This window comes from Companilactobacillus farciminis KCTC 3681 = DSM 20184 (assembly GCF_002706745.1).
In the GTDB taxonomy this organism is placed as follows: domain Bacteria; phylum Bacillota; class Bacilli; order Lactobacillales; family Lactobacillaceae; genus Companilactobacillus; species Companilactobacillus farciminis.
In genome coordinates, this window is record NZ_CP017702.1 from 641,353 (window position 1) to 667,004 (window position 25,652).

General features: G+C 35.0%; 27 protein-coding genes. 18 read left to right on the forward strand and 9 right to left on the reverse strand.

Annotated features, from left to right (window positions below; all coding sequences use genetic code 11):
• Positions 1-14: 14 nt before the first annotated feature.
• From LF20184_RS03030 to LF20184_RS12825, 3 genes are all read left to right on the forward strand, one after another.
• Complete coding sequence (locus tag LF20184_RS03030) at positions 15-254, forward strand: hypothetical protein (protein ID WP_157769882.1); 240 nt, start codon at positions 15-17, stop codon at positions 252-254.
• Between the two features lie 201 nt (positions 255-455).
• Positions 456-803 (forward strand): hypothetical protein, encoded by a 348-nt coding sequence (locus tag LF20184_RS03035; RefSeq protein WP_010020746.1) that lies wholly within the window; start codon positions 456-458, stop codon positions 801-803.
• Positions 804-879: 76 nt separating this feature from the next.
• Entirely contained in the window at positions 880-1,059 is a 180-nt protein-coding gene (locus tag LF20184_RS12825; protein ID WP_153188446.1) for a hypothetical protein, read from the forward strand.
• Between the two features lie 234 nt (positions 1,060-1,293).
• Here LF20184_RS12825 and LF20184_RS03040 read toward each other — a convergent pair whose 3' ends face one another.
• Positions 1,294-2,235 (reverse strand): hypothetical protein, encoded by a 942-nt coding sequence (locus LF20184_RS03040; RefSeq protein WP_010020745.1) that lies wholly within the window; start codon positions 2,233-2,235, stop codon positions 1,294-1,296.
• A gap of 646 nt (positions 2,236-2,881) precedes the next feature.
• Between LF20184_RS03040 and LF20184_RS03045 the strand changes: the two genes are divergently transcribed.
• The 5 genes from LF20184_RS03045 to LF20184_RS03065 all read left to right on the forward strand — a co-directional run bounded on the left by LF20184_RS03045 (position 2,882) and on the right by LF20184_RS03065 (position 6,466).
• The gene (locus LF20184_RS03045) at positions 2,882-3,226 is read left to right on the forward strand and encodes a hypothetical protein (RefSeq protein ID WP_010020743.1); all 345 of its coding nucleotides are present in this window, start codon (positions 2,882-2,884) and stop codon (positions 3,224-3,226) included.
• A 228-nt stretch (positions 3,227-3,454) separates the two neighbouring features.
• Entirely contained in the window at positions 3,455-3,667 is a 213-nt protein-coding gene (locus LF20184_RS03050; protein WP_010020740.1) for a hypothetical protein, read from the forward strand.
• Positions 3,668-3,676: 9 nt separating this feature from the next.
• Positions 3,677-4,180 (forward strand): acyl-CoA thioesterase, encoded by a 504-nt coding sequence (locus LF20184_RS03055; RefSeq protein WP_010020739.1) that lies wholly within the window; start codon positions 3,677-3,679, stop codon positions 4,178-4,180.
• A gap of 76 nt (positions 4,181-4,256) precedes the next feature.
• On the forward strand, positions 4,257-5,531 hold the full coding sequence (locus tag LF20184_RS03060) for a PTS sugar transporter subunit IIC (RefSeq protein ID WP_010020738.1): 1,275 nt from the start codon (positions 4,257-4,259) through the stop codon (positions 5,529-5,531).
• A 167-nt stretch (positions 5,532-5,698) separates the two neighbouring features.
• Positions 5,699-6,466: a MurR/RpiR family transcriptional regulator gene (locus LF20184_RS03065; RefSeq protein ID WP_010020737.1), complete on the forward strand. Its 768-nt coding sequence runs from the start codon at positions 5,699-5,701 to the stop codon at positions 6,464-6,466.
• A 53-nt stretch (positions 6,467-6,519) separates the two neighbouring features.
• On the opposite strand, the gene LF20184_RS12940 is transcribed toward LF20184_RS03065, so the two are convergent.
• Positions 6,520-8,364, reverse strand: coding sequence for an SLAP domain-containing protein (locus tag LF20184_RS12940; protein ID WP_010020736.1), 1,845 nt, complete (start codon positions 8,362-8,364; stop codon positions 6,520-6,522).
• A 298-nt stretch (positions 8,365-8,662) separates the two neighbouring features.
• Complete coding sequence (locus tag LF20184_RS03075; protein WP_010020734.1) at positions 8,663-9,049, reverse strand: helix-turn-helix domain-containing protein; 387 nt, start codon at positions 9,047-9,049, stop codon at positions 8,663-8,665.
• Between the two features lie 172 nt (positions 9,050-9,221).
• Between LF20184_RS03075 and LF20184_RS03080 the strand changes: the two genes are divergently transcribed.
• From LF20184_RS03080 to LF20184_RS03100, 5 genes are all read left to right on the forward strand, one after another.
• On the forward strand, positions 9,222-9,671 hold the full coding sequence (locus LF20184_RS03080; RefSeq protein ID WP_010020732.1) for a DUF3290 family protein: 450 nt from the start codon (positions 9,222-9,224) through the stop codon (positions 9,669-9,671).
• Positions 9,672-9,679: 8 nt separating this feature from the next.
• The gene (locus LF20184_RS03085; RefSeq protein WP_010020731.1) at positions 9,680-10,309 is read left to right on the forward strand and encodes a DUF421 domain-containing protein; all 630 of its coding nucleotides are present in this window, start codon (positions 9,680-9,682) and stop codon (positions 10,307-10,309) included.
• 79 nt (positions 10,310-10,388) lie between these two features.
• On the forward strand, positions 10,389-10,559 hold the full coding sequence (locus LF20184_RS12835; RefSeq protein WP_010020729.1) for a nitroreductase family protein: 171 nt from the start codon (positions 10,389-10,391) through the stop codon (positions 10,557-10,559).
• A 14-nt stretch (positions 10,560-10,573) separates the two neighbouring features.
• On the forward strand, positions 10,574-12,037 hold the full coding sequence (locus LF20184_RS03095) for a multicopper oxidase family protein (protein ID WP_010020728.1): 1,464 nt from the start codon (positions 10,574-10,576) through the stop codon (positions 12,035-12,037).
• Positions 12,038-12,149: 112 nt separating this feature from the next.
• Positions 12,150-12,797, forward strand: a complete 648-nt coding sequence (locus LF20184_RS03100) for a DUF6198 family protein (protein WP_010020727.1) — start codon at positions 12,150-12,152, stop codon at positions 12,795-12,797.
• A gap of 232 nt (positions 12,798-13,029) precedes the next feature.
• On the opposite strand, the gene LF20184_RS03105 is transcribed toward LF20184_RS03100, so the two are convergent.
• A complete protein-coding gene (locus tag LF20184_RS03105) occupies positions 13,030-14,238 on the reverse strand; it encodes a GGDEF domain-containing protein (protein WP_010020726.1) in 1,209 nt (402 codons plus the stop codon).
• A 269-nt stretch (positions 14,239-14,507) separates the two neighbouring features.
• Here LF20184_RS03105 and LF20184_RS03110 point away from each other — a divergent pair, with 269 nt between their 5' ends.
• Complete coding sequence (locus LF20184_RS03110) at positions 14,508-15,863, forward strand: FAD-dependent oxidoreductase (protein WP_010020725.1); 1,356 nt, start codon at positions 14,508-14,510, stop codon at positions 15,861-15,863.
• Positions 15,864-15,913: 50 nt separating this feature from the next.
• Here LF20184_RS03110 and LF20184_RS03115 read toward each other — a convergent pair whose 3' ends face one another.
• The gene (locus LF20184_RS03115) at positions 15,914-16,597 is read right to left on the reverse strand and encodes an EAL domain-containing protein (protein WP_029606576.1); all 684 of its coding nucleotides are present in this window, start codon (positions 16,595-16,597) and stop codon (positions 15,914-15,916) included.
• Between the two features lie 63 nt (positions 16,598-16,660).
• Positions 16,661-17,095, reverse strand: coding sequence for a GNAT family N-acetyltransferase (locus LF20184_RS03120; RefSeq protein WP_010020721.1), 435 nt, complete (start codon positions 17,093-17,095; stop codon positions 16,661-16,663).
• 206 nt (positions 17,096-17,301) lie between these two features.
• Between LF20184_RS03120 and LF20184_RS03125 the strand changes: the two genes are divergently transcribed.
• Entirely contained in the window at positions 17,302-18,654 is a 1,353-nt protein-coding gene (locus tag LF20184_RS03125) for an FAD-dependent oxidoreductase (protein ID WP_010020720.1), read from the forward strand.
• Between the two features lie 703 nt (positions 18,655-19,357).
• A complete protein-coding gene (locus LF20184_RS03130; protein WP_010020719.1) occupies positions 19,358-20,563 on the forward strand; it encodes a GGDEF domain-containing protein in 1,206 nt (401 codons plus the stop codon).
• Positions 20,564-21,095: 532 nt separating this feature from the next.
• On the opposite strand, the gene fba is transcribed toward LF20184_RS03130, so the two are convergent.
• Positions 21,096-21,962 carry a class II fructose-1,6-bisphosphate aldolase gene (gene fba, locus LF20184_RS03135; protein WP_010020718.1) on the reverse strand — a complete coding sequence of 289 codons (867 nt, stop codon included), beginning with the start codon at positions 21,960-21,962 and terminating at the stop codon, positions 21,096-21,098.
• A gap of 391 nt (positions 21,963-22,353) precedes the next feature.
• On the opposite strand from fba, the gene wecB reads away from it, so the two are divergent.
• Positions 22,354-23,496 (forward strand): non-hydrolyzing UDP-N-acetylglucosamine 2-epimerase, encoded by a 1,143-nt coding sequence (gene wecB / locus LF20184_RS03140; protein ID WP_010020717.1) that lies wholly within the window; start codon positions 22,354-22,356, stop codon positions 23,494-23,496.
• A 309-nt stretch (positions 23,497-23,805) separates the two neighbouring features.
• Here the strand turns inward: wecB and LF20184_RS03150 are convergent, their stop codons facing one another.
• Positions 23,806-24,267 carry a GtrA family protein gene (locus LF20184_RS03150; RefSeq protein ID WP_010020716.1) on the reverse strand — a complete coding sequence of 154 codons (462 nt, stop codon included), beginning with the start codon at positions 24,265-24,267 and terminating at the stop codon, positions 23,806-23,808.
• 2 nt (positions 24,268-24,269) lie between these two features.
• Positions 24,270-24,725, reverse strand: a complete 456-nt coding sequence (locus LF20184_RS03155; protein WP_010020715.1) for a flavodoxin — start codon at positions 24,723-24,725, stop codon at positions 24,270-24,272.
• Between the two features lie 130 nt (positions 24,726-24,855).
• Here LF20184_RS03155 and map point away from each other — a divergent pair, with 130 nt between their 5' ends.
• Positions 24,856-25,650, forward strand: coding sequence for a type I methionyl aminopeptidase (gene map, locus LF20184_RS03160; RefSeq protein ID WP_010020713.1), 795 nt, complete (start codon positions 24,856-24,858; stop codon positions 25,648-25,650).
• The last annotated feature ends 2 nt before the right edge of the window (positions 25,651-25,652 follow it).

The window sequence follows — 25,652 nt, forward strand, 5'->3', positions numbered from 1 at the left end:
TTTTTATGTTGGACATGGGAAATGTAGACTTATTGCAGCATTGTTCGCAGCCTAACTTTTTTGCAACGTTGACGCACGGTAATATTGAAAATCAAGAAGTTCATATTGCTAACTTTGATGATCAATTACGAGATGAAATCCTCCATGATATTGAAATTATATCGAGAATAAAAGATGAAGAAGAACTAAAAAAACATTTTATTTATTTAACAAAACAGGTCATTACTCATGCCATAGGCATATTTGATGATTAATCGTTGCTTTGATATACTAAAAAAGCGACCGGTGTAATCGGTTGCAGCCCTTAAATTGACGGCATCCCTTCAGGGGATGTCTTTTTTTATAATGTAGTAAGTTGTGATTTACTTTTAAATAACTCGAGTTATGATGTGAATGTAATCAGATAGACAACGAAAAGAAATAAAATTTTTAATAGATAAAAAGGATGAATTAAAATGAAAAGATTTGATCAAGAGATTTTATTGTCTACCACTCGTACAGATGATGATAAAGTTGGACAACCGTTTTTGATTCAGAATACATTTTATGATCGTCATGGAGAAATAAAGAAAAGAACTTTAGAATTAGATTCTAGGTCAGATGCATATGAATATTTTTATATTCAATTTTCAAGTGATCGTTATCAACCGGACCAGTTTAGATTAATTTTAAGATTGGATAATTTTAAGTGTGGCAATATTGATTATGCTGAGGAAGTGAAAGAACAAATTGATGAAATTGTATCATTGGCAGAAAAAATAAATAAGAAATTAAAAAAAGAAGGATGGATTGAATTTAAGTAATTTTGTCCTTTGGAATATCAATAAATATAGGATATAATTCAATTATAGAAAGTGGAGATTTGTAACGGCAAAAACATTGTCTAAAAAAGGAAAAAATGACTTTTTAAATTTTTGCCACATTTTTGAAGTAAAAAAAGTTTGTGAAAAAAATCTATCCGCTGTATCCACTGTCCTGCAAGGAGTAGAGAGCCTGTTAAAAAAACAGGCGCATTTTGGTTCTATTCCGGGAGGGATCATTTGGTGTTATTCCAAATAATATCCTTAAAAAAATTACCAAAAGCCACGAATGTTAATTTAATAACATTCGTGGCTTTTGGTTTCCGTCTTTATTAATGGATGTTTTTTTCCTAAGAATCGTAATAAAAAACTCTGTAGGACTATAGACCACCTCTTTTATATATTTGTGTCATTTTATATATTTGTGTCATTTTATATAGTTTCTCCCAATATTTGGATAAAATAAAAGACCATCTAAGGTCTTTTTTATTTATTAAAGTTGAATTATTCCAGTATCGTAGTCCTTATGGGTATCATATGCAAAATCATCATCACCATAATTGTTACCAGTAAATATAATCCGGACACTAGTTATATCAGTGGCATTTTGCATATTAGGAATAAAGAAGTATACCCAACCATCTTTTTTAGCACCTTTAAGTAAATCACCGCCGACATCGTCGCTCTCATATATATCTGCATCTATTTGTTGGCCATCGTTAGTAGTCAATGTGCCTTGATTTGGGTAAATTTTAACATCATAATCTGGACTACTTACGTTAAAATGAACCCCGATTAATCCCTGTAAGGTAGTTCCATCGCTATCTTCATAATCTCCATCGAACTTTCCAACGTTGATATTATCGATGATTGTTTGTACGCCTGCCCATGAAGAATCAGACCAATCTGTTTTATGTTTTTTAATATCCGTATATTTATAACCCTCGGAATCATTTGTTTCATCGTCAGTATTTTCGTCTGATGAGTTATCATTTTCGGCATCTATTTTTTTATCCCATTTTATCCAATTTTTTATAGCCTTTGTGTCGGAACCATCAAAATATTGGTCTGCTATTTTTTTAGAAGAGGCATAGAAGTAATCTTCAAATTCCTCATCTTTGAAACTATTTAATGTACGACGCATTTTTTTATTCATATTCATGAGTGCTTTAGTTAATTTTTTGTTTTCGGTATTCTTTTCTAACTTTTGATCTTCCTGATCGATAATATCAATACTTTTTTTTACCTGTTTTAAATATTTAGATTTCTTTTCTGTTCTACGAGTAACCTTGTATGCTTTCAAAGTAGCAGCATTTGTGGTATTAAAGGATTCCTCTAAATCCGATTTGCTCATTTTGGTGTTGGTTGAGCAGGCCGTAGCAAAGATCATTACCATCCCTAAAATAGATAGGAATAGTAGTAATTTTTTCTTCATCTTGTTTTCCCCCACAGAAAGTCAGCTTTTATTGTCATCAGGATTTGGACGAAGCGTAATCATACTTTTTCTAAGGATTGTGCAAAAATAACTTTAGTTTTTCTTTCAATCACTAAGTTAGCGCTTACAACAATGCCAAAAAATGCCACATTTGATATAGATAATAAAATATATATCTTAGCTCACAGGATGAGGCATACTAATGTCTTACTAGACTTTTAAGCTTTTAATTATTACAATGACAGATTTCCTTATTTCTTATTATCCATTAATAGTGAGGTAATTCAAAGTTTTTAAACAAATTATATGGTAAATAATAATTATTAATTTTATTTATATATAAGGCTAAAGTTTAAATACTGGTATGGATATGAAACGTTGATAATTTAAGTACAATTAGACAATTAAAGCGTTTTTTATAAGGATATCTGTGATAGAAATGAAAAGTTTCGTATAATCATATTAATAGGGAAATGATGAAGTCGAGTTCAAAATATATTTGGAGATAGAAAAATGAACGAGAAAGAGAAAAAATGTGAACTTTATTCTGCAAAAAGATTGCAGGAAATTAATAGAAACGCGTAAACAAGAAGGTAAACCTTAAACTAGGTATTTTGAACAATGATCTTAAAGGGGGGAGTAAAAAATGAAAAGATATGATCGTAAAATATTGGTGTCTACCATTCTTACAGATGATGATGAAGAGGGACAACCTTTCTTAATTCAAAATACATTTTTCGATCGTCATGGAGAAATAAAGAAAAGAACTATAGAATTAAATCCTAAGTCGAATGCTTATAGATATTTTTACATCGAAGCTTCAAGTGGTCGCTATGAGCCTGATAAATATGCACTATACCTAAGGATGGATAGTTTCCAAAGCGGCAATATTGCGTATGCTAAACTTGTAAGAGAACAACTTGATGAAATTATATCGTTAGGGGAAACTATGAAAATGAGTTTGGATAAAGAAGGATGGATTGAAATCTAAGTATCTAATATTTTATTTAATTAAAAAATAGAGTATACCTAAAAATAGTATGATTATGACTAACCATTGATACCATTTTGTTGGTTTGTAAAGTTCAACTGATATTGTAGTGTTATGTTTGTGGTACGTTTTTTTCATAATGTACGACTCCTTAAAAGATATTAGTGAATTAAATCGTAATATTAAACTGTTTTTAACCGATTTTTTATTTTGGAGGAAATGATTATAATGCAGATCAATAAAATATTACCCGAATTTACATGGATAAAGGTCAAAGATGGTCGGACTGGTACGATTGCTGAAGTACATGATGATGGAAAGAAATCTAATTATTTTGTTGAGTATATTCCACACTCTCAATGCGAAGATGATGACTCATTTTGTGCTAATAATGAAGATATAATTAAATATATAATTAAATATATCTTACCAAATAATTAGGAGAAAACCATGCAAAACTTAAAATGTAGTGACACCTTATCAATCAGTAACCATCGGGTCTTTTCATCTGATTTGAATGAGCACAATACTGTCTTTGGTGGCAAAACATTGATGACGATTGACGATAATTCATCTATATCGGCGTCACGAATTGCTCGGATTGAAACAGTGACTGCTTCGATAGATCAAGTTAATTTTATTTTACCGTTTGGTCTACAAGATTCGATGTGTACCGAGTCTTACGTGTCCGGTGTTGGTAGTCGCTCAATTGAAGTCTTTACTAAAATAATTGGAGAACATCTAAAGACTGGCAAGAGATTTCTAGGTTTGACTTGCTTTTCTACATTTGTGGTGACTGATAAAAGCATCGTCTTGCCAAGTATTGTGCCTGATAGCGATGAAGCAGAGTATGTTTGCAGCGGTTATCAAAAACGTCAATCTGAACGTTTAGAAAAATTGTTAGAACAAGAAAAGTTTAATCAAAATATTAGTTTGAAGTTTCCTTGGCAATAAAGTGTCACAGGTATCATTGAAAGCCCTTTCATTAACGTGATATAAATTATGTATACAAAAACGAGGGGGTTAAGAGATGAAAAGTTTTATTGCCTTTATGGAGAAACACTTTTTACCAGTTGCTTCAAAAGTCGGTAATCAACGTCATTTAATTGCGATTCGTGATGCATTCGCGTACACAATGCCGTTAATGATCGTTGGTGCCTTTGCCGTACTGATTAACAATTTACCTATTCCCGGATTCCAAGAGTTTATGAATGGGGTCTTCAGCCAAAAGATGGGGGATTCATACGTTTGGACTCTATTAGGTGGAAATATTTGGAATGGTTCATTCGCTATTCTTTCTATCTTTATTTCATTCTTAGTTGCTCACAACTTAGCTAAATCTTACGGTGTTGACGGAATTTCTGCCGGTATCGTATCATTAGGTTCTTTCTTTGCCGTTGGTGGTGCACAAGGAATGGATTCAGCCGGATTGTTCGTAGCCTTATTGGTTGGTTTACTTTCTACTGAATTATTTAGACGTTTATCTGATGTAGATAAATTCACAATTAAGATGCCTGACGGAGTTCCACCAGCAGTTGCTAAGTCATTCGCTGCTTTACTTCCAGCTATTATCACAATCACTGTCTTTGCCTTTATTACAATGCTTCTAAATGCTATGGGTATCGAAAATGTTGTTACAGCTTTCTACAAGGCTGTTCAAGAACCATTCATGGGTATGGCAAATTCATATCCAACAGCATTATTGATTTCCTTTATCACACCATTCTTATGGTTCTTTGGTCTTCACGGTGCCAACATGATCGAGCCTTTCATGCAAACTATCAATGCTCCAGCTATTCAAGCTAATGTTGCTGCATTGAAGGCAGGTAAGGAAATTCCATATATCGTCAATAAACCATTTATGGATTCATTCGTTAATATCGGTGGTACAGGGGTAACAATCGGTTTGATCATCGCCATTTTTATCGTTGGTAGAAGAAATAAACCTTATATGTCAGTTGCATCCTTAGCATCAGCTCCAGGTTTGTTCAATATTAACGAACCATTAGCGTTTGGTCTTCCATTAGTATTGAATCCAATTTTATTCGTACCGTATATTTTGGCTCCAATGGTTTGTGTAAGTATTGCTTACTTTGCTACAGCTAGTGGCTTTATGCCAGCTGCAACAAGTATGCCGCCTTGGGTAACGCCACCAATCATTGGGGGGATCATCGCTACCGCAAGTTGGCAAGGAGGGGTTATTGCAGCACTTAATATTGCAGTTGCTGCCCTCATTTATGCACCATTTGTTTATATGAGTACAGCTATGGAAATCAACAAAGCAAACAAATTGCTCGATGATTAATTAACGTTCTAAAGAAGGATGACATTGCTCATCCTTTTTATTTTCTCCAAAATGATACAGGCAGTGACAATAATGTCATATTTATCACGGATGAGTTAAAATGCTCTTGCGAAGCTAATTTCATGTAATGTAGAATTAAATAAAACGTTTACAAAGTAGGTAAGGGAATGCTCTTTTTAGATCATACGCCAGAATTGACAGAAACAGATATGATAATTTATCGCATAATAGTCAAAAACATGAACACAGTTGTTTACATGCGGATTCGTGATTTGGCCAAAATAACGTATTGTAGTACAGCCAGTATTCAGCGGTTTTGTCAGAAATTTGATTGTGCTGGTTGGTCAGAATTTAAGACACGTTTGAAATTGTACGTCGCAAATAAAAATTTGAATCAAGAGTATCCGACTGATTTGGACAGTGGGGAAGTCGTTCGTTCAATCATGGAAACCGATACGCCAGATGGGCGGCAAAAAATTGACGAAGTTGCCAAGATGCTTTTGACACGCAAGCAAGTACTTTGGATTGGTCAGGGAACTTCTAAAATATTGGCTGAATTTGGGGCAGTCAACTATTCTAGTTTTGTTAATTTATCGCTTTTGATTCAAAATCCCATCGACAATCCAATCGTTGATTTCGATGAAACTGCCACTGACGAATTGTGTTTAATCGTTTGTTCAGTTTCTGGAGAAAATCATATCATCATCAAATATATCGACAATTTTATTAAACATAAGATTCCAGTCGTGGCTATCACCAATAACGTTACTTCGACAATTGCCAAGATGAGCCAATATACGCTGACTTATTTTGCAACGCAACAAATGATTGAAAGCGACAATGTGACTACCCAGACACCAGCAATGTTTTTGATTGAAAAATTGATTCGTCGAGCTTCATCATTGAAACAGGTTGAAAAAGATTCTAAACTTTAAAACGCAAAAAAGACCAGAAGTCATATGATTTCTGGTCTTTTTGATATAAGAGATTAGATTAAATCGTTAGCACTGACCCATTCGTTGGTAGCAACACGGTACATTGTTTGACCGTTGATAGTAGCTGACTTGTCAGTTCTCCAGGCTGTGTTCTTAGCTAAAGCACGGTTAGTAACTTTTTGGCCATTAGCTTGGTATAATCTGGCGTCATTCTTTGTGAAGACGTTTTGATCAAGTGGTGTAACTTCTAATCCATCAGCTAATTTAGCCCATTCGTTAGTAGCCACACGTAAGTAGTTTACGCCATCAAGATTCATTAACTTGTCAGCGTACCATGATGAGTCTCCACCTAAAGCACGGTTCTTCAATTCATTACCGTTTTCATCGAATAAAGTTGCGATTGTGTTTGGTAGTGCGTAGAAAGTAGTTTGGTGGTTAGAGATTGATTTGGTGTGAGTTGGTTTTGTTACTGGTTTTTCTGTTTCTGTCTTGTTGGTGTTAGAACTATGTGTATTAGAGTTATTGGATGATGAGCTTGAATTTGTTGTAGTTATAGCATCCTTTGGAATTATAGCTTGACCATTTTCACCATATTCAATATCCCCAGCCCAAAGTGTAAATTTATCATTTGTTTTTATTTGATTACCATCACTGTCAGAAACAAAAGCTTTTTCTATTTTTCCATTTTTATCAAAGTTTACTGTTATAAATCCCTTAGGAGGAACGATATCAGTGATACTTCCATTTTTTATTTTCAAAAATGAGAAGGTACTAATAGATCCCGTGCTATCATTTTTAATGATTTGATAGTTAGTTGTATATTCATTTTTTGAATTGTCAAAATTAGTTCTAATTGCCTTGATTTCATCTGAACTTTTATCGGGAGTTATGCTGCTTGTTAATTCATCTAATTTTTCAGCATAGGCTTTATAAGCTTCATTTAGAACTTTGCTTGAATTTGAAAAGGGAGAATGACCAGTTTTCTCAACTTTTAAATCAAATTTTAGTGATTCAATTTCTGATTGTGCAGCTTTGATTGTTGATTTTTCACTATCGATAGTCAAATCACCATTTGAGGTCACTGTACCATCAGCAGAGATATTGATGGAAACAGATAATCCAGGAACACTTCCCTTACTTACATCGATATTAGAAGTAGAACTGCCTGATTCCGTAGGCACGTCTGTAATAATTGTAGTAGAAGTTGTATCGTCAGATGATTTAACTGAAACGGTAATATCATTCAGCAAAATTTTATTTTGATAATCTTGTTGTAATTGATTCATTTGAGTTGTTAATTCTTTTATTTCTGAAATAGATTTAACTTCTGCGTTATCAATCTTTTCATCAGTTTCAGTAATGAAATTTTGAATGTTTTTAGTAGTTGTTGTTGAACCGTTTAATGAATCAATTGGAACTGAGCTTTTGAATTCATCATACTTAGGAGTGAAGTTGTCAAGAGCATTTTTTACATTTTCTGGATTTTTATCGCCAGTAGTGTCGACTATTGGTAATTGTCCTTGGTCGTTAATCTTAGTAGGGTCTATCGTTACGTTACCATTTTCATCAAGTGTGAATGATACGTTGTAATCATTTGTTGATTCATCATTATTTTTTGGATCAACAATAAAATAATTTGCTGGAAGAGTTAATTCTACATCTTCAGCAACGCCAAATTCCTTAAAAGTGTGTGTTACAGAAATACTCTTAACTTCCTTTGACTCAATATCATAAGTTTTTACGTCAAACGTTTTCGTTAATGAATCTTGGCTTTGATTTTTAGTAGTGCCTTCTGATCCAGTCACTTCTCCAGCCAAAACCGTAGTAGCATTACTTACTGGTGCAGCGAGTGTTAGTGCAATAATCCCTAAAACAATTGGTCCATAATGTTTCTTCATATCTAATCCCTCCATGTAGTTGTTTACAAGAAAAATATAACAAATCAAGACGACACGTATTGTCGTTTTGTTACATTGAGGAAAATTTATTAAAAAAAACAGGCTTATTATGCCTGTTTAATTCATTTTATAGTCGATTTTTCAATAATTGGAGAGAACTCCCATGACTAAGAATTCATTGTTACCGAGTACGAATGATAACAAAACGAGAATGGCAGTTTGAAATTTGTAATTATGCATAATGTTGACCGAACTTTCAAGTATATTTAGGCAAAGAAAAAAGAATCGCTATGGATTCTTAATGTAAATTAGTAGCTAAAATCATATCGCGCAATGCTTCAAAATCCTTACTGGCAAAAGATTCCTGTAGCGCTTCGTCGACGATTTTGGCAGTTTCTTTAAAATGATTGATCCCCGATTGGGTAATTTGTAAGCAGACTTCTTTTTGATTTTCATCGCTGTGGTAGCGAATGATAGGCTTACAAGGCTTATTTTCCAGTCTGACAGCCATTCTTGAGACGGCAGCTGAACTGAGGTGCAAGGAGTCTTTAATCTCTAACAAGCTAGCTTTAGAGTCATAGCGGTCATAAAGATAGTGTAAGAAACTAAATTCAGCAGGTGATAAATCATATTTAATCAAGATTTTTTCCAGCTTGGTTTGAATGTCATTTTCGAAATGTTTCATGCTCAACCAAGTGCAAACATTTGATGGTTGATTGATAATCGTCACCTCCAATAAAAAATATTAACGATTTAGTATTATGAAACAATTTTATTACTTGTGCAAGCAAAGATTATTAACCATGAATTAGCGATTTGCTATACTAATCGTATATTAAATAGGCGAGGGTATAAAAATGAATTTTTATTCGTATCAATATTTAGTCGATCACAACAATGAACCAAATTTCCTATTTATTATAGGAATAATAATTTTAGCTGTGGCAATTTTTGTGACCGCTTTTTTGTATTTTAGAAATCGTTCTGATAATAAATATCGTGACTTGTTGATTATTTTTGCCTTTGGAATCGTTTTATTTGTCGGAATCAATTACAACAATTATGAGCAACAACTGGATATTAGCAATAAAACTAGTCAGACCTTAGATTTGATGGCGTCGGTCGCTAAGGAAAAGAAAGTTTCCAAGAAAAAACTGTATTCGAATAATTCTAGTTTGACAGAAGGCATGTTGATAAAAGCAGGCAAGAATATTTATCGGGTCAGTTTTGATAATAATTTGAGTAGTTACACGTTAACGAAAGCTAGTATCATCAGTTCGCAAAAAATTAATCTTATCAAGAAATAGGTGAAATAATGGTCTTACAATACGGTGATTTAACTTTAAAGTTTATTATTGGATTCTTATTCATGGTTTTGCAAATTAATTTATTTGGTCGTGGCAACATTGCGCCAACTAGTGCCATTGACCAACTACAAAATTACGTTTTAGGTGGTATCGTCGGTGGGATGATTTACAACTCCAGTATCACGATTTTGCAATTCTCCTTAGTCTTGTTGATTTGGACCTTGGTGGTTTTCGTGGCCAAGTTCTTGACTAATCACAATAATTTATTCAGAAAGGTTATTCAAGGTGATCCCAAAGTTATTGTCAAGAATGGCAAGATCGATGTTAATTTAGCTTTGAAAAATGGTTTGTCAGCTAACGATTTGTCATTCAAATTGCGTCAAGCTGGAATCATGGATGTTCGTAACGTTAAAAGAGCTGTCTTTGAACGTAATGGTCAATTGACGATCATTATGAAAAATGAAGACAATCTCAAGTATCCGGTAATTTTGGATGGTCAGATCGATCATGACGAACTAGAAGCTATCGGTAAAGACAATGACTGGATCGAAAATGAATTGCAAAAACGTGGTTTGGAGGCTTCAGATATTTATATGGCTAACTATATTAGTGGTCAATTAGTGGTTTATAAATATTAAGTTAGGTACTCCGAAACGATTTTTATTAAGTGGATAACTGTATTAGAATAGAACTGTAATAAATTTTGGTGGTGATAACATGGCAAGTGGTTCTAAGGCGTTCTCTGTTTTCATGCTGATTTTTTATGCGATATTGTTGTACTTTGTTTTCGCTGATAAAAATATGATTGCAATGTATATGATGGCAATCGGTATGTTTATTGAGGCTTTAGTGAATTGTGTTTGTACGTTTCAATCAAAAACTAAATAGGGTGGCGATTATAAATGTCAGATTCAAAAGTTTACAATGATTACTTTTTCGATGAACCAATTTTTGACTTGCACGACGGTGGCTATATTCCGCTAGAAAAGGCTGATGTAAAAGATCAACCATTGAATATTCCTGCAGTCATCAAGCCGGACAAAGTAGATGGAAATGACGTCTACTATACGATTACAGCTCAAGAAGGGGAAACACAGATCCTTCCTGGCAAGAAGACTAAGACTTGGGGTTATAACGCTTCATTGCTTGGTCAAACGATTGTCTTTAAACAAGGTGTACATTATCACATTCACCTCGTTAACAAATTACCAGAAGTTACTACTTTCCACTGGCACGGATTAAATGTTACTGGACCAGTCGTTGATGGTGGGCCACACGCTCCAGTTTATCCAGATGGCAGTCGTGATATTGACTTTACTTTGGATCAACCAGCACAAACAGATTGGCTCCATCCACATCCATGTCCAAATACGGCTCGTCAAGTTTGGAACGGCTTGGCTGCTGCAGTTGTAGTAACTGATGATGAAGAAGCTAAACTTCCATTCCCAAGAAATTATGGTGTCGATGATATTCCGGTTATTTTGCAAGACAGAAGTTATCACGACAATCAATTGGATTACAAAGCTGACTACGATGTCGACGGTACTTTAGGTAAGTATGCCTTAGTTAATGGTACGATCAACGGTGTCTTCAACGTTACGACTCAAAGGGTTCGTCTAAGAATTTTGGATGGTTCTGACCGTCGTGAGTGGAGATTGCATTTTGACGACAATCATGAATTTACCCAAATTGCTTCCGATGGTGGAACGTTACCTGAACCAGTTAAGTTCACTAAGTTGATGTTGACTTGTGCTGAACGTGCTGAAGTTATCGTTGACTTTGGCGACAAGAAGCCCGGTGATGTGGTTACTTTGATGAGTGACGATATGCCAATTATGAAATTCAAGATTGGTGAATTTGCCAAGGATGATACGAAATTGCCAGAACATTTGACAACTATCGATGCACCAAAGGTTACTCCAGGACTTCCTGTAACGAGAACTGTTATGTCAGGAATGGATGACCAAGTACGTTTGGATGGCAAGCTCTTCGATATGCAAAGAATCGACCGTAAACAAAAGATTGGCGATACTGTCCTTTGGGATGTCGTTAATACTAATGATATGGACGGTGGTATGATTCACCCATTCCATATGCACGGTTGCCAATTCTTAGTTCTCAGTCGTAATGGCAAAGAACCTTATCCTAATGAACACGGTTGGAAAGATACTGTTGGTGTCAATGCTGGCGAAACAGTTAGAATCGCGGTTCAATTCACTAAATTTGGTGTTTACATGTATCACTGCCACATTCTCGAACACGAAGACACTGGTATGATGGCTCAGATTGAAGCTTATGATCCAAATCATGAACATAAATATCATTTAATTAGTATGGATGAGATGAATCACCCAAAAAATAAATAAAATTGACAAAAAAATTGACTAGTTTTAAACTCGATTTGTGAAGTTTGTCAATAAAAAGAGGCAATACTAACGTTGGTTGGTATTGCCTCTTTTCTCAAAGAAGGAAAGTAATGTGGGGAAATTTAAAGTTCGTTTAGGATATTTGATATTTGCGATTGTTTTGGATGCTTTTTCTAATGCCGTGATGATCGACAGCAATATGGGCAGTGCCGTTTGGATGTCTTCAGCGGTCAATATTTCGTCATTTTTGCATTCACCATATGGAACGACCTTGTTCGTTTATGCAGTTTTGGTCACGATTGCTAATCAGATACTTTTGAGAAAATTCGATAGTCATATTTTTATTTCTAACTTATTATTCTCATTTCCATTTAGCTATTTGGTCGGTATCTTTTCGAATGTCTTAAATCCACTCGGACTAAATCAATTGCCCCTGTTAATGCGACTAGTAGTCAACATCTTGGGATTAGTCGGAGTGTCGATTGGAACATCGATTTATCAAAGGTGCAATTTGATTCAACATCCTAATGATGAATTGGCTTACTTATTGCGTTTCAAATATTTGCACGGTTCTGCTGGTTGGGGACAGTTGTTAAGCTACACGCCACCAGTAGTAATTATGGTTATTTGTTTTGCAATGACAGGACATATTTTGTCAGTTGGGATCGGTACTATCTTAGCGATGTTTTTCCAAGGCGTCATCATTGGTATCTCAGACAAAATTGTTGTTCCTTCATTAAAGCATCATTACTCATTTTAGAAAATTATTATAAAAAGAGTTAGAATAATTGCCTAATTGTCTTGCGATAGAAGCCCACATGGTTTACTATGACTAGTAGGGACTACCAGATTTAAAAACAACTGATTCCTTCCCAACGGTGAGATTAATTTCTCACTATTTTTTTGTCGTGAAAAGGGATCTTATTAAAATAATTGTATATAAAAAACCTCGTTGAAATGTATTCTAAATTACATTTTAGCGAGGTTTTTGTTTACAGTTCTAATTCTTTTTCATCGAAGTTTATCGTTTCACCCTCAACAGTCAGACGATTTCTTCCAGAGTTTTTGGATTCATATAAGTATTTGTCGACACGGTTGAATAGGTCATCAAAATCTGAGTCAGTTTTCTTTAATTGAGAAATACCAAAGGAGATACTGACGTTTAATTTCTGTCCCTTTAAAAAGAGTGGTGTGTTGACTAACGAATCCCGCAGGTCCTTGACGATGGGGATACATTGTTTAGGAGTTTTACCACGAAAGACGATGATAAACTCTTCGCCACCAAAACGGAATAATTGGCCCTTAGTGTCCGTTAAAAACATTTCACGTTCCATTGTATGGGCAACGTGTTTAAGCACCTCATCACCCGTAGAATGGCCATATTGATCATTAAATTCTTTGAAGTGATCGATATCAAACATCGTAACTGTTAAAGGAACATTTTCACTGTGATAAGTTTGATAGATCTCTTGGGCAGTTTTATCTAGATTAGCACGGTTTCTAATTCCAGTCAGTTCGTCATAATTGACTTGGACTTGCAAATCGTTGTAGGTTAGCATTGTTTCTTGAACCTTTTTAGCACAGAATCGAATAATCGACATGTAGATCAAGAAGACTAGCATCATATTGGCAATCTCGTAAACTGGGAAACTGTGGTCGACCCACAACAAAATCCACCAAGACAAGCCGAAGAGGACTTGTAGAACTAAGTACTTCCATTCTGAATTTTGAAGATTCTCAGTTTGTAGATAAATGAAAATGACGATTGCTACTAAGAAAATATAGGATGCAATAAAAAATGGTAAGTCTTTATTTTCCAAACGTTCAATATTCATTGAATTGTAGTAGACAAAGGGCATGAGAATATTTATCCACAAAGTGATCTGGTTTCTGATCAAATACATGCAGTATAGCAGGATCGTCAATTGGGCATTTGCATATAACCAACCATTATTGATCGAACCATCGTTCAAAATATGGAAGATTTGCTGCAACATTATCATGCTGAAAGCCAAGACGGCTCCTTCGATTAAATGTGCACATAATCGTTGATAGATTGGGGAAGAGTTGCTGATTCTTCGTTCGAGCGAGTAGGCAACAATTGTGATTATTGTAATTAATCCAATCGTAACAAGCGTGATAATTGCTGAATTAATATTCAGATAATTATTCATAATACGTTCTAAGATAATGTTTGACACAATTACCCCTCAATTTAAATTTTTTAAGCATGGCTAATTTCAAATATTTAGCATGTTTTTTTTATCACATACTGTACATTATACGAGATAATTCATGAGATGTATAACGTAAATTTAAATTATTATTTTACCAAAAAATTAATTAGTAAAAAAGATATTTAAACATTTATAGATAAAATGCGTTATTATAATATAAATAGATAATTACAAAATTATGTTTAAAGTTCATTTTAATGAGCAGATAATTATTATAAAATGAGGGATTAGTAATGAAAGTAGTAGTTATAGGCTGTACGCATGCAGGAACCGCAGCTGTGGAACAAATTTTGGAAGAACATCCTGGAACACAGGTCACAGTTTACGAACGTGATGACAATATTTCGTTTCTATCCTGTGGAATTGCGCTTTACTTAGGGCATAAGGTAAAACATCTTGAAGATATGTTTTATGCAGATCCTAAAGACTTGGAAAAACTAGGTGCAAAAGTCTATATGAAACATGATGTTTTAAAAATTGATTCCAAGAATAAAACAATCATGTGTGAAGATATGAAGACTCACCAAATTATTAATGACACTTATGACAAGTTGATCATGACGACGGGTTCAACTGTTGCAGTACCACCAATTATGGGAATTTCTGATACAAGAATTTTGATGTGTAAGAGTTATGCTCAAGCAGAAGCTATTTATGAAACTGCTAAAGAGTACAAGAATATTACCATCGTTGGTGGCGGCTATATTGGAGTAGAGCTCGCTGAAAGTTATGCTAATACTGATCACAAAGTTTCTTTGATTCAGTCTCGTGATCAAGTTTTGAATAATTATTTGGATAAGGATATGTCGCAAAACGTTATCGAATTGTTGAAAGAACATGACGTGGATGTTTATTTGAATGAACGTGTAACTGGTTTTACTAGGGATGATGATGACAGTATCTTAATTGAAACGACTAAAGCTGATCATAAAGCTGATTTGGTAATTGTTTGTACCGGATTTGTCGCTAATACTGAATTGTTGCGGGGACAAGTCGACATGGATCGTCACGGGGCAATCATTATTAATGAGTATACGCAGACGTCTAATCCAGATATTTACGCTGCTGGGGATGCTTGTACAGTAATTTTCAATCCAACCGGCAAGCACGCTTATATGCCACTGGCTACCAATGCTATTCGTCAAGGTGCTTTGGCAGGAACTAATGTCTTTGGCAATATTAAAAAGTATATGGGGACACAAGCTACCTCTGCCATGGAACTATTTGGCTATACAATTGCTTCAACTGGTTTAACGTTACAACATGCTTTGAATAGCAAGATCAACGCCGATACAGTAACTTATCACGACTATTATCGTCCTAAGTACATGCCAACGACTGAGATGTTGACGGTCAAATTAGTTTACAATAAGGACAATCATTTGATTTTGGGAGCACAATTTTTCAGCAAGCACGAAGTCGCTCAATCAGCTAATACGATGTCGGTCTGCATTCAAAACAAGAATACAATCGACGATCTGGCTTATATGGATATGTTGTTCCAACCAAATTATGACAATCCATTCAATTACTTGAACTTGGTTGCTCAAAAAGCTTTGGCTAAAGAAAGAGAAGTTAAGGCCAAATAAATAGCATCTATTCAGAATTCGAAAATCTGAGTAGATGCTTTTTGTTTGCTTTAAAATTTATCATCATCTGGTTCCAATTTAAGTAGACGAGGTTTGCCGTAATAGTAACCTTGTCGTAAGTCGATCTCTAAGGAATCAGCTAATTGATCGTCATTGTCGTCTTCGATACCCTCAAGAATGAAACGTAAATTATGTTTTCGACTAAAGTCGCGCCAAAAGATAACTTTGCTTTCAATATCGGGGTCACGTAGTTTTTCGCCAAAGTTTTGAATGGCAAATTTAATTTCTGAAGCGAGAGGAACTAATTCTTTAATATTTTCTAGTTGGTTAACACCAGTTCCACAATCATCTAGGGAAAAGTCCATACCATAATCAATGAAGTCTTTTATTAAGGGAACCAACTGAGAATTGGGCCAATTTTGATCGGGTGTATCTTCAGTAAGTTCGACAACTAAACGCAAGGGACGCAAAATCCTTTGTGCTTCAATAATAGCTGTACGAACTTCTGGGTCCATCAACTGATTACGATTGATATTGACTGAAACGGAACCAATTTTGAGTGATAATAATTTGGTTGTCGCTATTAAGACTGAAGCCATTGTATGAGATGGGACATCCGAAAAATTATGAGGTGGTCTCCATCCTTGCTCAGTCTTTTTCTTCATTAATAACTCATAACCTATTAAAGAGTTATTAAATTTGTCAAGCTGAGGCTGAATAAAAAATCTGTACATAACAAACTCCTTTTGACAATCTTCTAATTCCCAAAGTCATGTTTAAAACCTGTGATAATGGTACTACAATTCTAGCTTCATGTCGTGATGCAAAATGCCGGCTTCTTTATATTGTTCGCCAACGACTTTAAAACCTAATTTGGTATAAAACATTTGGGCATGATCTTGTGCACCTAGAATAACATATTGATAGTTCTCTTTTTTAGCAAAATCGAAAATATATTTTAACAATTTTGAACCTAAATGTTTTTGACGATATTCTTTTAAAACAGCCACACGTTGAACGTGGATCCCATTATCTTCGGTTACGAAAAATCGGGCAGTTGCCATAGGAGTTTGATCGTCATAGAGCACAAAATGAGTGCAGTGATCTTCTAATTTATCAATTTCAATATCTTCGGGAACGTTTTGTTCTTTTACGAAGACGGTTGTTCGTATGTTTAAACTGTCACGATAAATCTCAGAATTTATATCAGTCGTATATTTAATTTGATACATCTTTACCAACCCCGTTATTAAAAAAGTCAACACAAGATAATTATATTACAAATGCTACTCGATTTTTGTTCTATTTTTGATATAAAAAAATACAATTTTTAAAAAATCACTTAATTTTACGATTGATATAATTTATATATATGTTGTGTTATGCTTAAAAGAATAGAGACTAGTATACAAATGTACTGTAGAGGAGGAACCGACGAATGAAAGTTATTGTTGTCGGATGTACACATGCTGGAACAGCTGCAGTTGAACAAATTTTAACAAAACACCCAGAGACTGAAGTAACAGTCTACGAACGTGATGATAACATTGCCTTTTTATCTTGCGGTATTGCTTTGTATTTGGGGAGAATCGTTAATCGTCTTGAAGACATGTTTTACGCGGATCCTACCACACTTGAAGGCTATGGCGCTGAAGTTCATATGAAGCACAATGTCTTGAAGATAGATTCAAAAAATAAAAAAATTGTCGTTCAAGATTTACAAACTCAAGAAATCTTTGAAGATACTTATGACAAGTTGATCATGACAACTGGTTCAGAAGTTGGGGTACCTCCAATTAAAGGAATGGATAATTCCAGAGTTTTGTTGTGTAAGAGTTACGCACAAGCTAAGAAAATCTATGAATCGGCCTTGAATTATCCAAGCATCGCCATCGTTGGTGCTGGATATGTTGGTGTCGAATTGGCTGAAAGTTATGCTAATACCGTTCACGAAGTATCACTGATTCAATCTCGTGATCAAATTTTAAATAATTACGTTGATGATGGTCTGTCAGAAGAAATCATCGATAAGCTAAAAGAACACGATGTTAAAGTTCACCTCGGTGAAAGGGTAGCTGCAATTGAAGATGGCGAACAATTAACCATCAAGACTAAGGCCGGTAATGATTACAAAGCCGATTTAGTAATTGTCTGCACTGGATTCTTTGCCAATACTGATTTGTTGCGTGGACAAGTACAAATGGACGGTTACGGTGCCATCATAATCAATGATTACATGCAGACATCAAATCCTGATATTTATGCAGGTGGCGATTCCTGTGTCGTTAAATTCAATCCAACTGGTGAAATGCGTTATATTCCATTAGCTTCCAGTGCCGTTCGTCAAGGTACTTTAGCGGGAATCAATATTTTTGGCAACATCCGCAAGTACATGGGAACACAAGCTACAACTGCGATGGAAATCTTTGGCTACACTTTGGCTGAAACTGGTTTGACTTATAAAAAAGCTATTGCCAATGGAATCAATGCCGATTATGTGGTTTACAAAGATTACTATCGTCCTAATTATATGCCAACAACTGATATGTTGACGATCTACTTGGTTTACGATAAGGATAACCGCAAGGTTCTAGGAGCACAGTTATTCAGTAAACACGAAGTAGCCCAATCAGCTAATGCTGTTTCGATTTGTATTCAAAACAATAATACGATTGATGATTTAGCCTATGTTGACATGCTGTTCCAACCAAATTATGATAATCCTTTGAATTATTTGAATCTGGTTGCACAAATGGCAATCGATAAAGAAGATGAAGCTGTTAAGGAGTAGTCTTCAAGTTAAATCAATGAACTGAAGAAACATCTATTCAGTTTTTTACGGTTCTTTCTCAAGTTAGGTTATAGATGTCGTCGTCCGTTCTGCTTTGTGGACGCTGGAACGTACTGGGCGCAACTTTAAGCCAATTCCAGAACCGGGAACTGTCTTAAAGCTTGGCCTTTCACTAAGCAATAAATTGCTAAGTGAAATTTCAGTACTGAGCATCCACAAAGCTGCCACTACCGACTAAATAACGACATTTATTATTTATTTCAAGTAAATCAAAATAGCATCAATTCAGATATAGCATTTAACTATTTATCTGAATTGATGCTTATTTGTTTGACTGTATAAAAATATAAAACAACTCTCTAGTCTGGAATAGCAAAGAAAATTGGCTCAGTAGTGAATTTATTCTTAGCAACTTGTTGCTTAGAATAAGGTCGAGTTTTGAGATTTTGCGCACTTGGTTTATGCAAAAGCTCAAAATCGTGCCCACTACGTTCCAGCCAAATTTTCTTTGCTATGGAGGACGGAATATTATTACTAATCAAAATTAATGAAGTTTTTGCTTTTAAAATAATAATGTTATAAAAAAATTAAAATAAAAATTTGCTTTTTTGAATGGTATTTTTCCTTGTCAAAATGTATATTAAAAAAGGCGTTTCGAATGCTAGAATTTTGGTAGTTAATAGAATATTTTGAGGGTGATCATATGGGTTTAGGTGAAATCATTCGGATTTGCTTGAGCACTAATGCCTTAGTTACCGGAATCGTGACGGTCGGGCTAATAACCATCATCACCTATATTGCGCTTACTTTTGAAAAAGATATTGAATTGTCTTCAGATTGGGCAAATAAATTAGTTTCAGGATTATCAGAAGTTATTTTGCTTTTTACAGCTAGCTTTGTCGTGATCAAAGTTTTTGAAAGTCTGACGGTGGGTAGTCGGATCGAATTAGGTAGCTTGTTCATTAATGCAGAGTTAACGCTGTTTTTTTATTTCATGTTTATTTTTAATAATCGATTGATAGTTATTTTAAATATTGGTTTGCCATTGTTGTACCATTTAGTTTCCGATTCCCAGCAGCATCACCAAATAGTTTGGCCATTATTCATTGGTGCTTATGTATTGTTAGCTGTTGTCACTGAATATTTGTATACGCACAAAGATGAATTATACATTTTTGATTACAGATATATTGTGGGACAAATTTTATTTGGAATCTGTTGGTGGTGTCTACTTTGGATTGATTTTCGTTGGCCACTGGCCAATATTATTGGTATGTTGATTTTATTCGAGGTTTATATGTTTATAGCTCGAATAATTGAAATAAAGATGGAAAACTATTTTTATACATTCAATCGGCTGAAGAAAAAAGTTAATTACGATGCTTTGACTGGAGTTAGAAATCGAGCTAATTTAAATAAATTTTCAAAAGCAGTTTATGATGAACACTGTAAAGATCTGTGGAAACCATTGACAGTCATAATTTTTGATATCGATGGTTTCAAAAACTTCAATGATCATTATGGACACGATATAGGGGATCAAGTGCTTCGGTACGTATCGCATTTAGTTGAAAGAGAGCTTCACCTAGACAATGATGGGGGCAGGTTGTTCCGTTATGGTGGAGAAGAGTTTCTCATTATCATTGAAGGAGTAAATGGTGATGAGAGTGTTAAATTAGTTAAATCTATCAATAAGACTTTGAGGAATGTACCGCTTTTTACACAGGATATGAGTTTGAATATAACTTTGTCCTTTGGCGTGACTACTTTAAGGTCTACCGATAAATCTTTCAGTGATGTTTTCAAGCGAGCTGATCGTTATTTATATCAATCTAAGAATAGTGGACGGAATTCATTTACGGTTGAAGGACGGACACAGCCAAATGAAGACAAACAAAAAAACCAGTAGGTGGGGAACCTGACTGGTTTTTTAGGTTGATCGATAGGAGCAAGAAATTAATTTACGTCATTGAATGATGGGGTATTCAATGAATCGGGGAGATTATTATGATCCGTTGTATTTTTGGGCAAATTTAAGAAATGAGTTTTTTTCTCCTATCGCGTTGTAATTGGGAGTTACAACTTATCAACTGGATATCTAGAATAAGCATCTATGCATAGATAATTTATTCTATATGGGAGGCAAAAAATAAACTTTGAAAAGCTTATTCTAGACTTGGCAAAGTATATATTTTAGCCCCTCCTTCCTCTATGTTAGCGCTTTCTCTCATTGGTACAAAGTCATTATAGCAAGTTTCTTTTTATTTCACAATTCAAAAGCTCATGATATGTAAATGGAAAACTACACAGAATTAAGGAGTATCAAGGAGTTTGCGTACTTTCTTGCTAAAAAAAGATTTTTTTAATAATTAGTTATTTTTTCACAAAGTTTTAGGGTACAAAAAAAGACGAAGATCAAAATCTTCGTCTTAATAAAGTCATTAGATTGATGGTGTACCGAACCACTTGATACGTTCGATAGTTGTATCAGTAATAGCTTTTGTACCAGGTGCAAGCAACTTACGTGGGTCATAACCCTTAGCGTCAACATCTTGGTCATGTCCGGCTTCGATGTATTCACGTGTAGCTTTAGCAAAGGCTAATTGTAATTCAGTATTAACGTTAACCTTTGAAATACCCATTGAGATAGCCTTAACGATTTGTTCCTTAGGGATACCTGAACCACCATGCAATACAAGTGGTGTTGAGATTTCAGCAGCTAATTCTTGTAGACGGTCAAAGCTTAGACCTTTCCAGTTGTCAGGGTAAACACCATGGATGTTACCAATACCAACAGCTAGGTAGTCAACGCCTGTAGCAGCAAGTGTCTTAGCTTCTTCAACATCAGCTAGTTCACCAAGACCAGTAATACCATCTTCAGTACCACCGATTGAACCAACTTCAGCTTCAACAGACATACCCTTAGCGTGAGCTAATTTAACGATTTCCTTTGTCTTTTCAAGGTTTTCGTCGAATGGTAGGTCATGACCATCGAACATAACTGAGTTGTAACCAACTTCGATACATTCTTTGGCAGCTTCGTAGTTACCATGATCCAAGTGCATTACAACTGGAACTGTAATACCCATTGATTTGATTGTGTCTTGTACAAGGTGTAGACATAATTCGTAACCACCCATGTACTTAGCAGCACCCATTGATGTTTGAACCAAGATAGGTGTTTGTGTTTCTTGGGCAGCAGCTAAAATACCACGTGTCCATTCCAAGTCGTTGATGTTAAAAGCACCAACAGCATATTTGCCTTTACGGGCATTGTTGAAAATTTCGTTACCGTTTGTTAAAACCATCGATAATCCTCCAAAAATTCCATTCATTATTTGAATACATTAATAATTCTAACTCAAAAGCCGAAAAATTCCTACAATTTTTATCAAACTATTTCAGTAAACGCTTACCGAAAATGAAAATAACAATAGAAAGCCATTAAGTAGAGGATAATGAGAAAAATTAAAATATACCACCAGTATTTTTTTCCTTTTGATTTAATGAGCGTGTTGTAAATTGCGATAACGACGAAAAAAGCAATTAAGGTGGTGAGAATGCTTAAAATTATTAAAACTGGTAAATTTATCATGTTGGGATAACCGACCTTTTTTCAGAAAATAAGAGAAAACCTAACTACCTATATTAATACAGATATCTTTGATATACTGGAACTAATTTATTGAGGTGATAATTTTGAAGAAAATTAAAGTTATGACTGTTTTTGGTACAAGACCAGAAGCAATTAAAATGGCACCACTCGTTTTAAAATTAAAGCAAAATAGTGATTGTTTTGAAACTGTAACTGTTGTTACGGCACAACATCGTGAGATGCTTGATTCAGTCTTGGAAATTTTTAAAATCAAACCAGACTATGATTTGAACATTATGAAAGAACGCCAAACTCTAAGCGGTATCACAGGATTAGTTTTGAAGGAATTAGATAGTATCATCGAAAAAGAAACTCCTGATATCATTCTAGTTCATGGTGATACAACAACAACTTTCAGTGCAGCTCTTTCAGCATTTTACCACCAAACAGCTATTGGACACGTGGAAGCTGGCTTGAGAACTTGGAATAAGTACTCACCATGGCCTGAAGAGATGAACCGTCAAATGACTGATGATTTGACTGACCTTTATTTTGCCCCAACTAACGAAAGTAAAGCTAACTTGTTGAAGGAAAATCATCATGGTGAAAATATCTTCGTAACTGGTAATACAGCTATTGATGCTTTGAGAAGTACCGTTCACAAAGATTATCATCACGATATTTTGGACGTCATCGATCCTGATAAGAAGATGATCTTAATCACTATGCACCGTCGTGAAAACCAAGGCGAACCAATGAAGCAAGTCTTCAAAGCGATGAAGAAAGTCGTTGCTAAGCATAATGATATCGAATTAGTTTACCCAGTGCATTTGAACCCAGTTGTTCAACAAACTGCCAAAGATATTTTGGGTGGCGTTGATCGAATTCACTTGATCGAACCACTCGATGTCGTTGATTTCCACAACTTAGCATCGAGAAGTTACTTTATTATGACCGATTCCGGTGGTGTTCAAGAAGAAGCACCTTCATTAGGAAAACCTGTTTTAGTATTGCGTGATACAACAGAACGTCCCGAAGGTGTCGAAGCTGGAACTTTGAAGTTAGTCGGAACTGACGCCGATGTTGTTGAGAAGGAAATGACTAACTTGATTACTAATAAGGATGAATACGAACGTATGGCTAATGCCAAAAACCCTTATGGTGATGGTAAAGCATCCGAAAGAATCCTTGATTCAATTAGTTATTACTTCAAACAAACTGACCAAAAACCTGACGAATTTAAATAGTAAAAAATAACTCCACTAGATATTTACTTGATAGGGTAAATGTTCTGGTGGAGTTTTTTTAGTTAATGTAGTGTTAAATTGTCATCGTTCGTTGTTTATTTCAAACTATTAAAGGATAAAGAAAAGAACTACTATCTAGTCCGGAATAGCGAAGAAAATTGGCTCAAATGTGAAATTTCTCTTGGCAATTTATTGCCTAGTGAAAGGTCGAGCTTGAAGACTTTGCCCGGTCTTGGTCTTAGCAAAGGCTCCAAGTCGTGCCCACATTGTTCCAGCCAAATTTTCTTCGCTATGGAGGACGGAATATTTTTAAGCTTCATTGCGACTTTTTCGTCGTTCTTTAAGACCTTTTAATCGTTCAATCAAATGACGATTCTTATAATTGAAAATCAACTTAGAAGAGAAGTAATTGAACAAACCAACGATCAATTGGTCAATTGCTTTAACAATCAAGTTGTTCCAAGGGAAAATCCAAACTGCGACAATCATGAAAATATCATCAAAAATCAATGAGAAGATCCGTGAGACTAAGAAGTAGAGACCTTCTTTGAGCAATTTTTTTGGATTTTCTATTTCTGATTTGAAAACATAGAGTTTCGTCACAAAAAATGAGAAGAAGTTGGAAATAAACCACGCGATAGTGTTAGCTATCCACAAAGTGATGTGGAAATAATTGTGTGACAGATCAAAGATACCGATATTGATTAGCGATGCTAGGAAACCAAAGAAGCAATACACCCAAAAATTACGATATTTTTTAATTAATCCCATGACTAAAGATCCATTTCTTGAGCCTTTTTATAAATTGATTCCGCAAAGTGATCTAGATTATCGATATCATCTTGTTCAGGGTCTAATTCGACTTTGACAGATTGAGCACCTTTAACAGCTCCAACTTGGTCGAAAATCTTGCCAAATTCGTCAACGGCACGACAGAAGTCCTCGTAGAAAGTGTCACCGGAACCACAGACGCCGTAAACTTTGCCTGATAAATCAAGATCTTGCATGTCATCATAGAAATCTAAAGCTTCATCAGGGACGATACCTTGATCGTAGGTGTAACTAGCTACCACACAAATATCACTATCTTCAAAATCAGCTGCATCGGTTTGAGAAACTTCACTCATATCGACATCGCAACCTAATTCCTCGAATTTTTCTGTTAAAACGTATGCGATATCTTCATCATTACCAGTGATACTGGCAAATACGATTTTTACTTTTGTCATAATTAATTGTCGCCTCATTTATTTATATCTTGGGATATTATAGCAAATATTGAAATTAACAGCCACGCAATTAAAAAAACTCGGACAATGTTATAATGAAAATAACATTTTTGAAGGGACATGTTAAAACGTGATTACATTAAAATCTGCAAGAGAAATCGAAGGAATGCAAAAGTCTGGAGAATTGCTTGCTAACACACACATTGGTTTGCGCGATATTATCAAACCGGGAATTTCCTCAATGGAAATCGAAAATTTTGCTAACGACTATATCGAATCTCACGGTGGCCGTCCATCAGAAAAGGGATTTGAAGGTTATAAATATGCTACTTGCGTCTGTGTCAACGATGAAGTTGCTCACGGAATTCCTCGTAAGAACTTGATCCTAAAGAGTGGGGATGTTTTAAAAGTCGATATGACTGTCAACTTGAATGGTTACGAAAGTGATTCTTGTTGGACTTATGCAGTAGGGGATATTTCCGCACAAGACCAAAAATTAATGGACGTAACTCACAAAGCTTTGTACTTAGGAATCGACCAAGCAGTAGTTGGCAATCGTCTAGGTGATATTGGTTATGCTATCCAACACTATGTTGAAGATGAAAACCATATGGGGGATGTCAGAGATTTAATCGGACATGGAATCCAGCCTACAATGCACGAAGCTCCTAATGTTCCCCACTATGGAGAACCTGGCCAAGGTTTAAGATTACGTGAAGGTATGACGATTACAATTGAGCCAATGGTTAATTTAGGTACTTGGGAAATCAAAGATAAATTTGTCAAAGCCGACGGTTGGGAATACTTTGTTTCTGCCGATGGTACTAATTCCGCTCAATATGAACATACTATTGCTATTACCAAAGATGGTCCTAAGATTTTGACATCACAAGATCCAGAATACGATGCTAAATATTTACTATAATG

Bases quoted from the DNA above. Each gene is read 5' to 3' on its own strand.
- LF20184_RS03030 (WP_157769882.1), top strand. From the start codon at position 15: ATGGGAAATGTAGACTTATTGCAGCATTGTTCGCAGCCTAACTTTTTT.
- LF20184_RS03035 (WP_010020746.1), top strand. From the start codon at position 456: ATGAAAAGATTTGATCAAGAGATTTTATTGTCTACCACTCGTACAGAT.
- LF20184_RS03040 (WP_010020745.1), bottom strand. From the start codon at position 2,235: ATGAAGAAAAAATTACTACTATTCCTATCTATTTTAGGGATGGTAATG.
- LF20184_RS03045 (WP_010020743.1), top strand. From the start codon at position 2,882: ATGAAAAGATATGATCGTAAAATATTGGTGTCTACCATTCTTACAGAT.
- LF20184_RS03050 (WP_010020740.1), top strand. From the start codon at position 3,455: ATGCAGATCAATAAAATATTACCCGAATTTACATGGATAAAGGTCAAA.
- LF20184_RS03055 (WP_010020739.1), top strand. From the start codon at position 3,677: ATGCAAAACTTAAAATGTAGTGACACCTTATCAATCAGTAACCATCGG.
- LF20184_RS03060 (WP_010020738.1), top strand. From the start codon at position 4,257: ATGAAAAGTTTTATTGCCTTTATGGAGAAACACTTTTTACCAGTTGCT.
- LF20184_RS03065 (WP_010020737.1), top strand. From the start codon at position 5,699: ATGCTCTTTTTAGATCATACGCCAGAATTGACAGAAACAGATATGATA.
- LF20184_RS12940 (WP_010020736.1), bottom strand. From the start codon at position 8,364: ATGAAGAAACATTATGGACCAATTGTTTTAGGGATTATTGCACTAACA.
- LF20184_RS03075 (WP_010020734.1), bottom strand. From the start codon at position 9,049: ATGAAACATTTCGAAAATGACATTCAAACCAAGCTGGAAAAAATCTTG.
- LF20184_RS03080 (WP_010020732.1), top strand. From the start codon at position 9,222: ATGAATTTTTATTCGTATCAATATTTAGTCGATCACAACAATGAACCA.
- LF20184_RS03085 (WP_010020731.1), top strand. From the start codon at position 9,680: ATGGTCTTACAATACGGTGATTTAACTTTAAAGTTTATTATTGGATTC.
- LF20184_RS12835 (WP_010020729.1), top strand. From the start codon at position 10,389: ATGGCAAGTGGTTCTAAGGCGTTCTCTGTTTTCATGCTGATTTTTTAT.
- LF20184_RS03095 (WP_010020728.1), top strand. From the start codon at position 10,574: ATGTCAGATTCAAAAGTTTACAATGATTACTTTTTCGATGAACCAATT.
- LF20184_RS03110 (WP_010020725.1), top strand. From the start codon at position 14,508: ATGAAAGTAGTAGTTATAGGCTGTACGCATGCAGGAACCGCAGCTGTG.
- LF20184_RS03115 (WP_029606576.1), bottom strand. From the start codon at position 16,597: ATGTACAGATTTTTTATTCAGCCTCAGCTTGACAAATTTAATAACTCT.
- LF20184_RS03120 (WP_010020721.1), bottom strand. From the start codon at position 17,095: ATGTATCAAATTAAATATACGACTGATATAAATTCTGAGATTTATCGT.
- LF20184_RS03125 (WP_010020720.1), top strand. From the start codon at position 17,302: ATGAAAGTTATTGTTGTCGGATGTACACATGCTGGAACAGCTGCAGTT.
- LF20184_RS03130 (WP_010020719.1), top strand. From the start codon at position 19,358: ATGGGTTTAGGTGAAATCATTCGGATTTGCTTGAGCACTAATGCCTTA.
- fba (WP_010020718.1), bottom strand. From the start codon at position 21,962: ATGGTTTTAACAAACGGTAACGAAATTTTCAACAATGCCCGTAAAGGC.
- LF20184_RS03150 (WP_010020716.1), bottom strand. From the start codon at position 24,267: ATGGGATTAATTAAAAAATATCGTAATTTTTGGGTGTATTGCTTCTTT.
- LF20184_RS03155 (WP_010020715.1), bottom strand. From the start codon at position 24,725: ATGACAAAAGTAAAAATCGTATTTGCCAGTATCACTGGTAATGATGAA.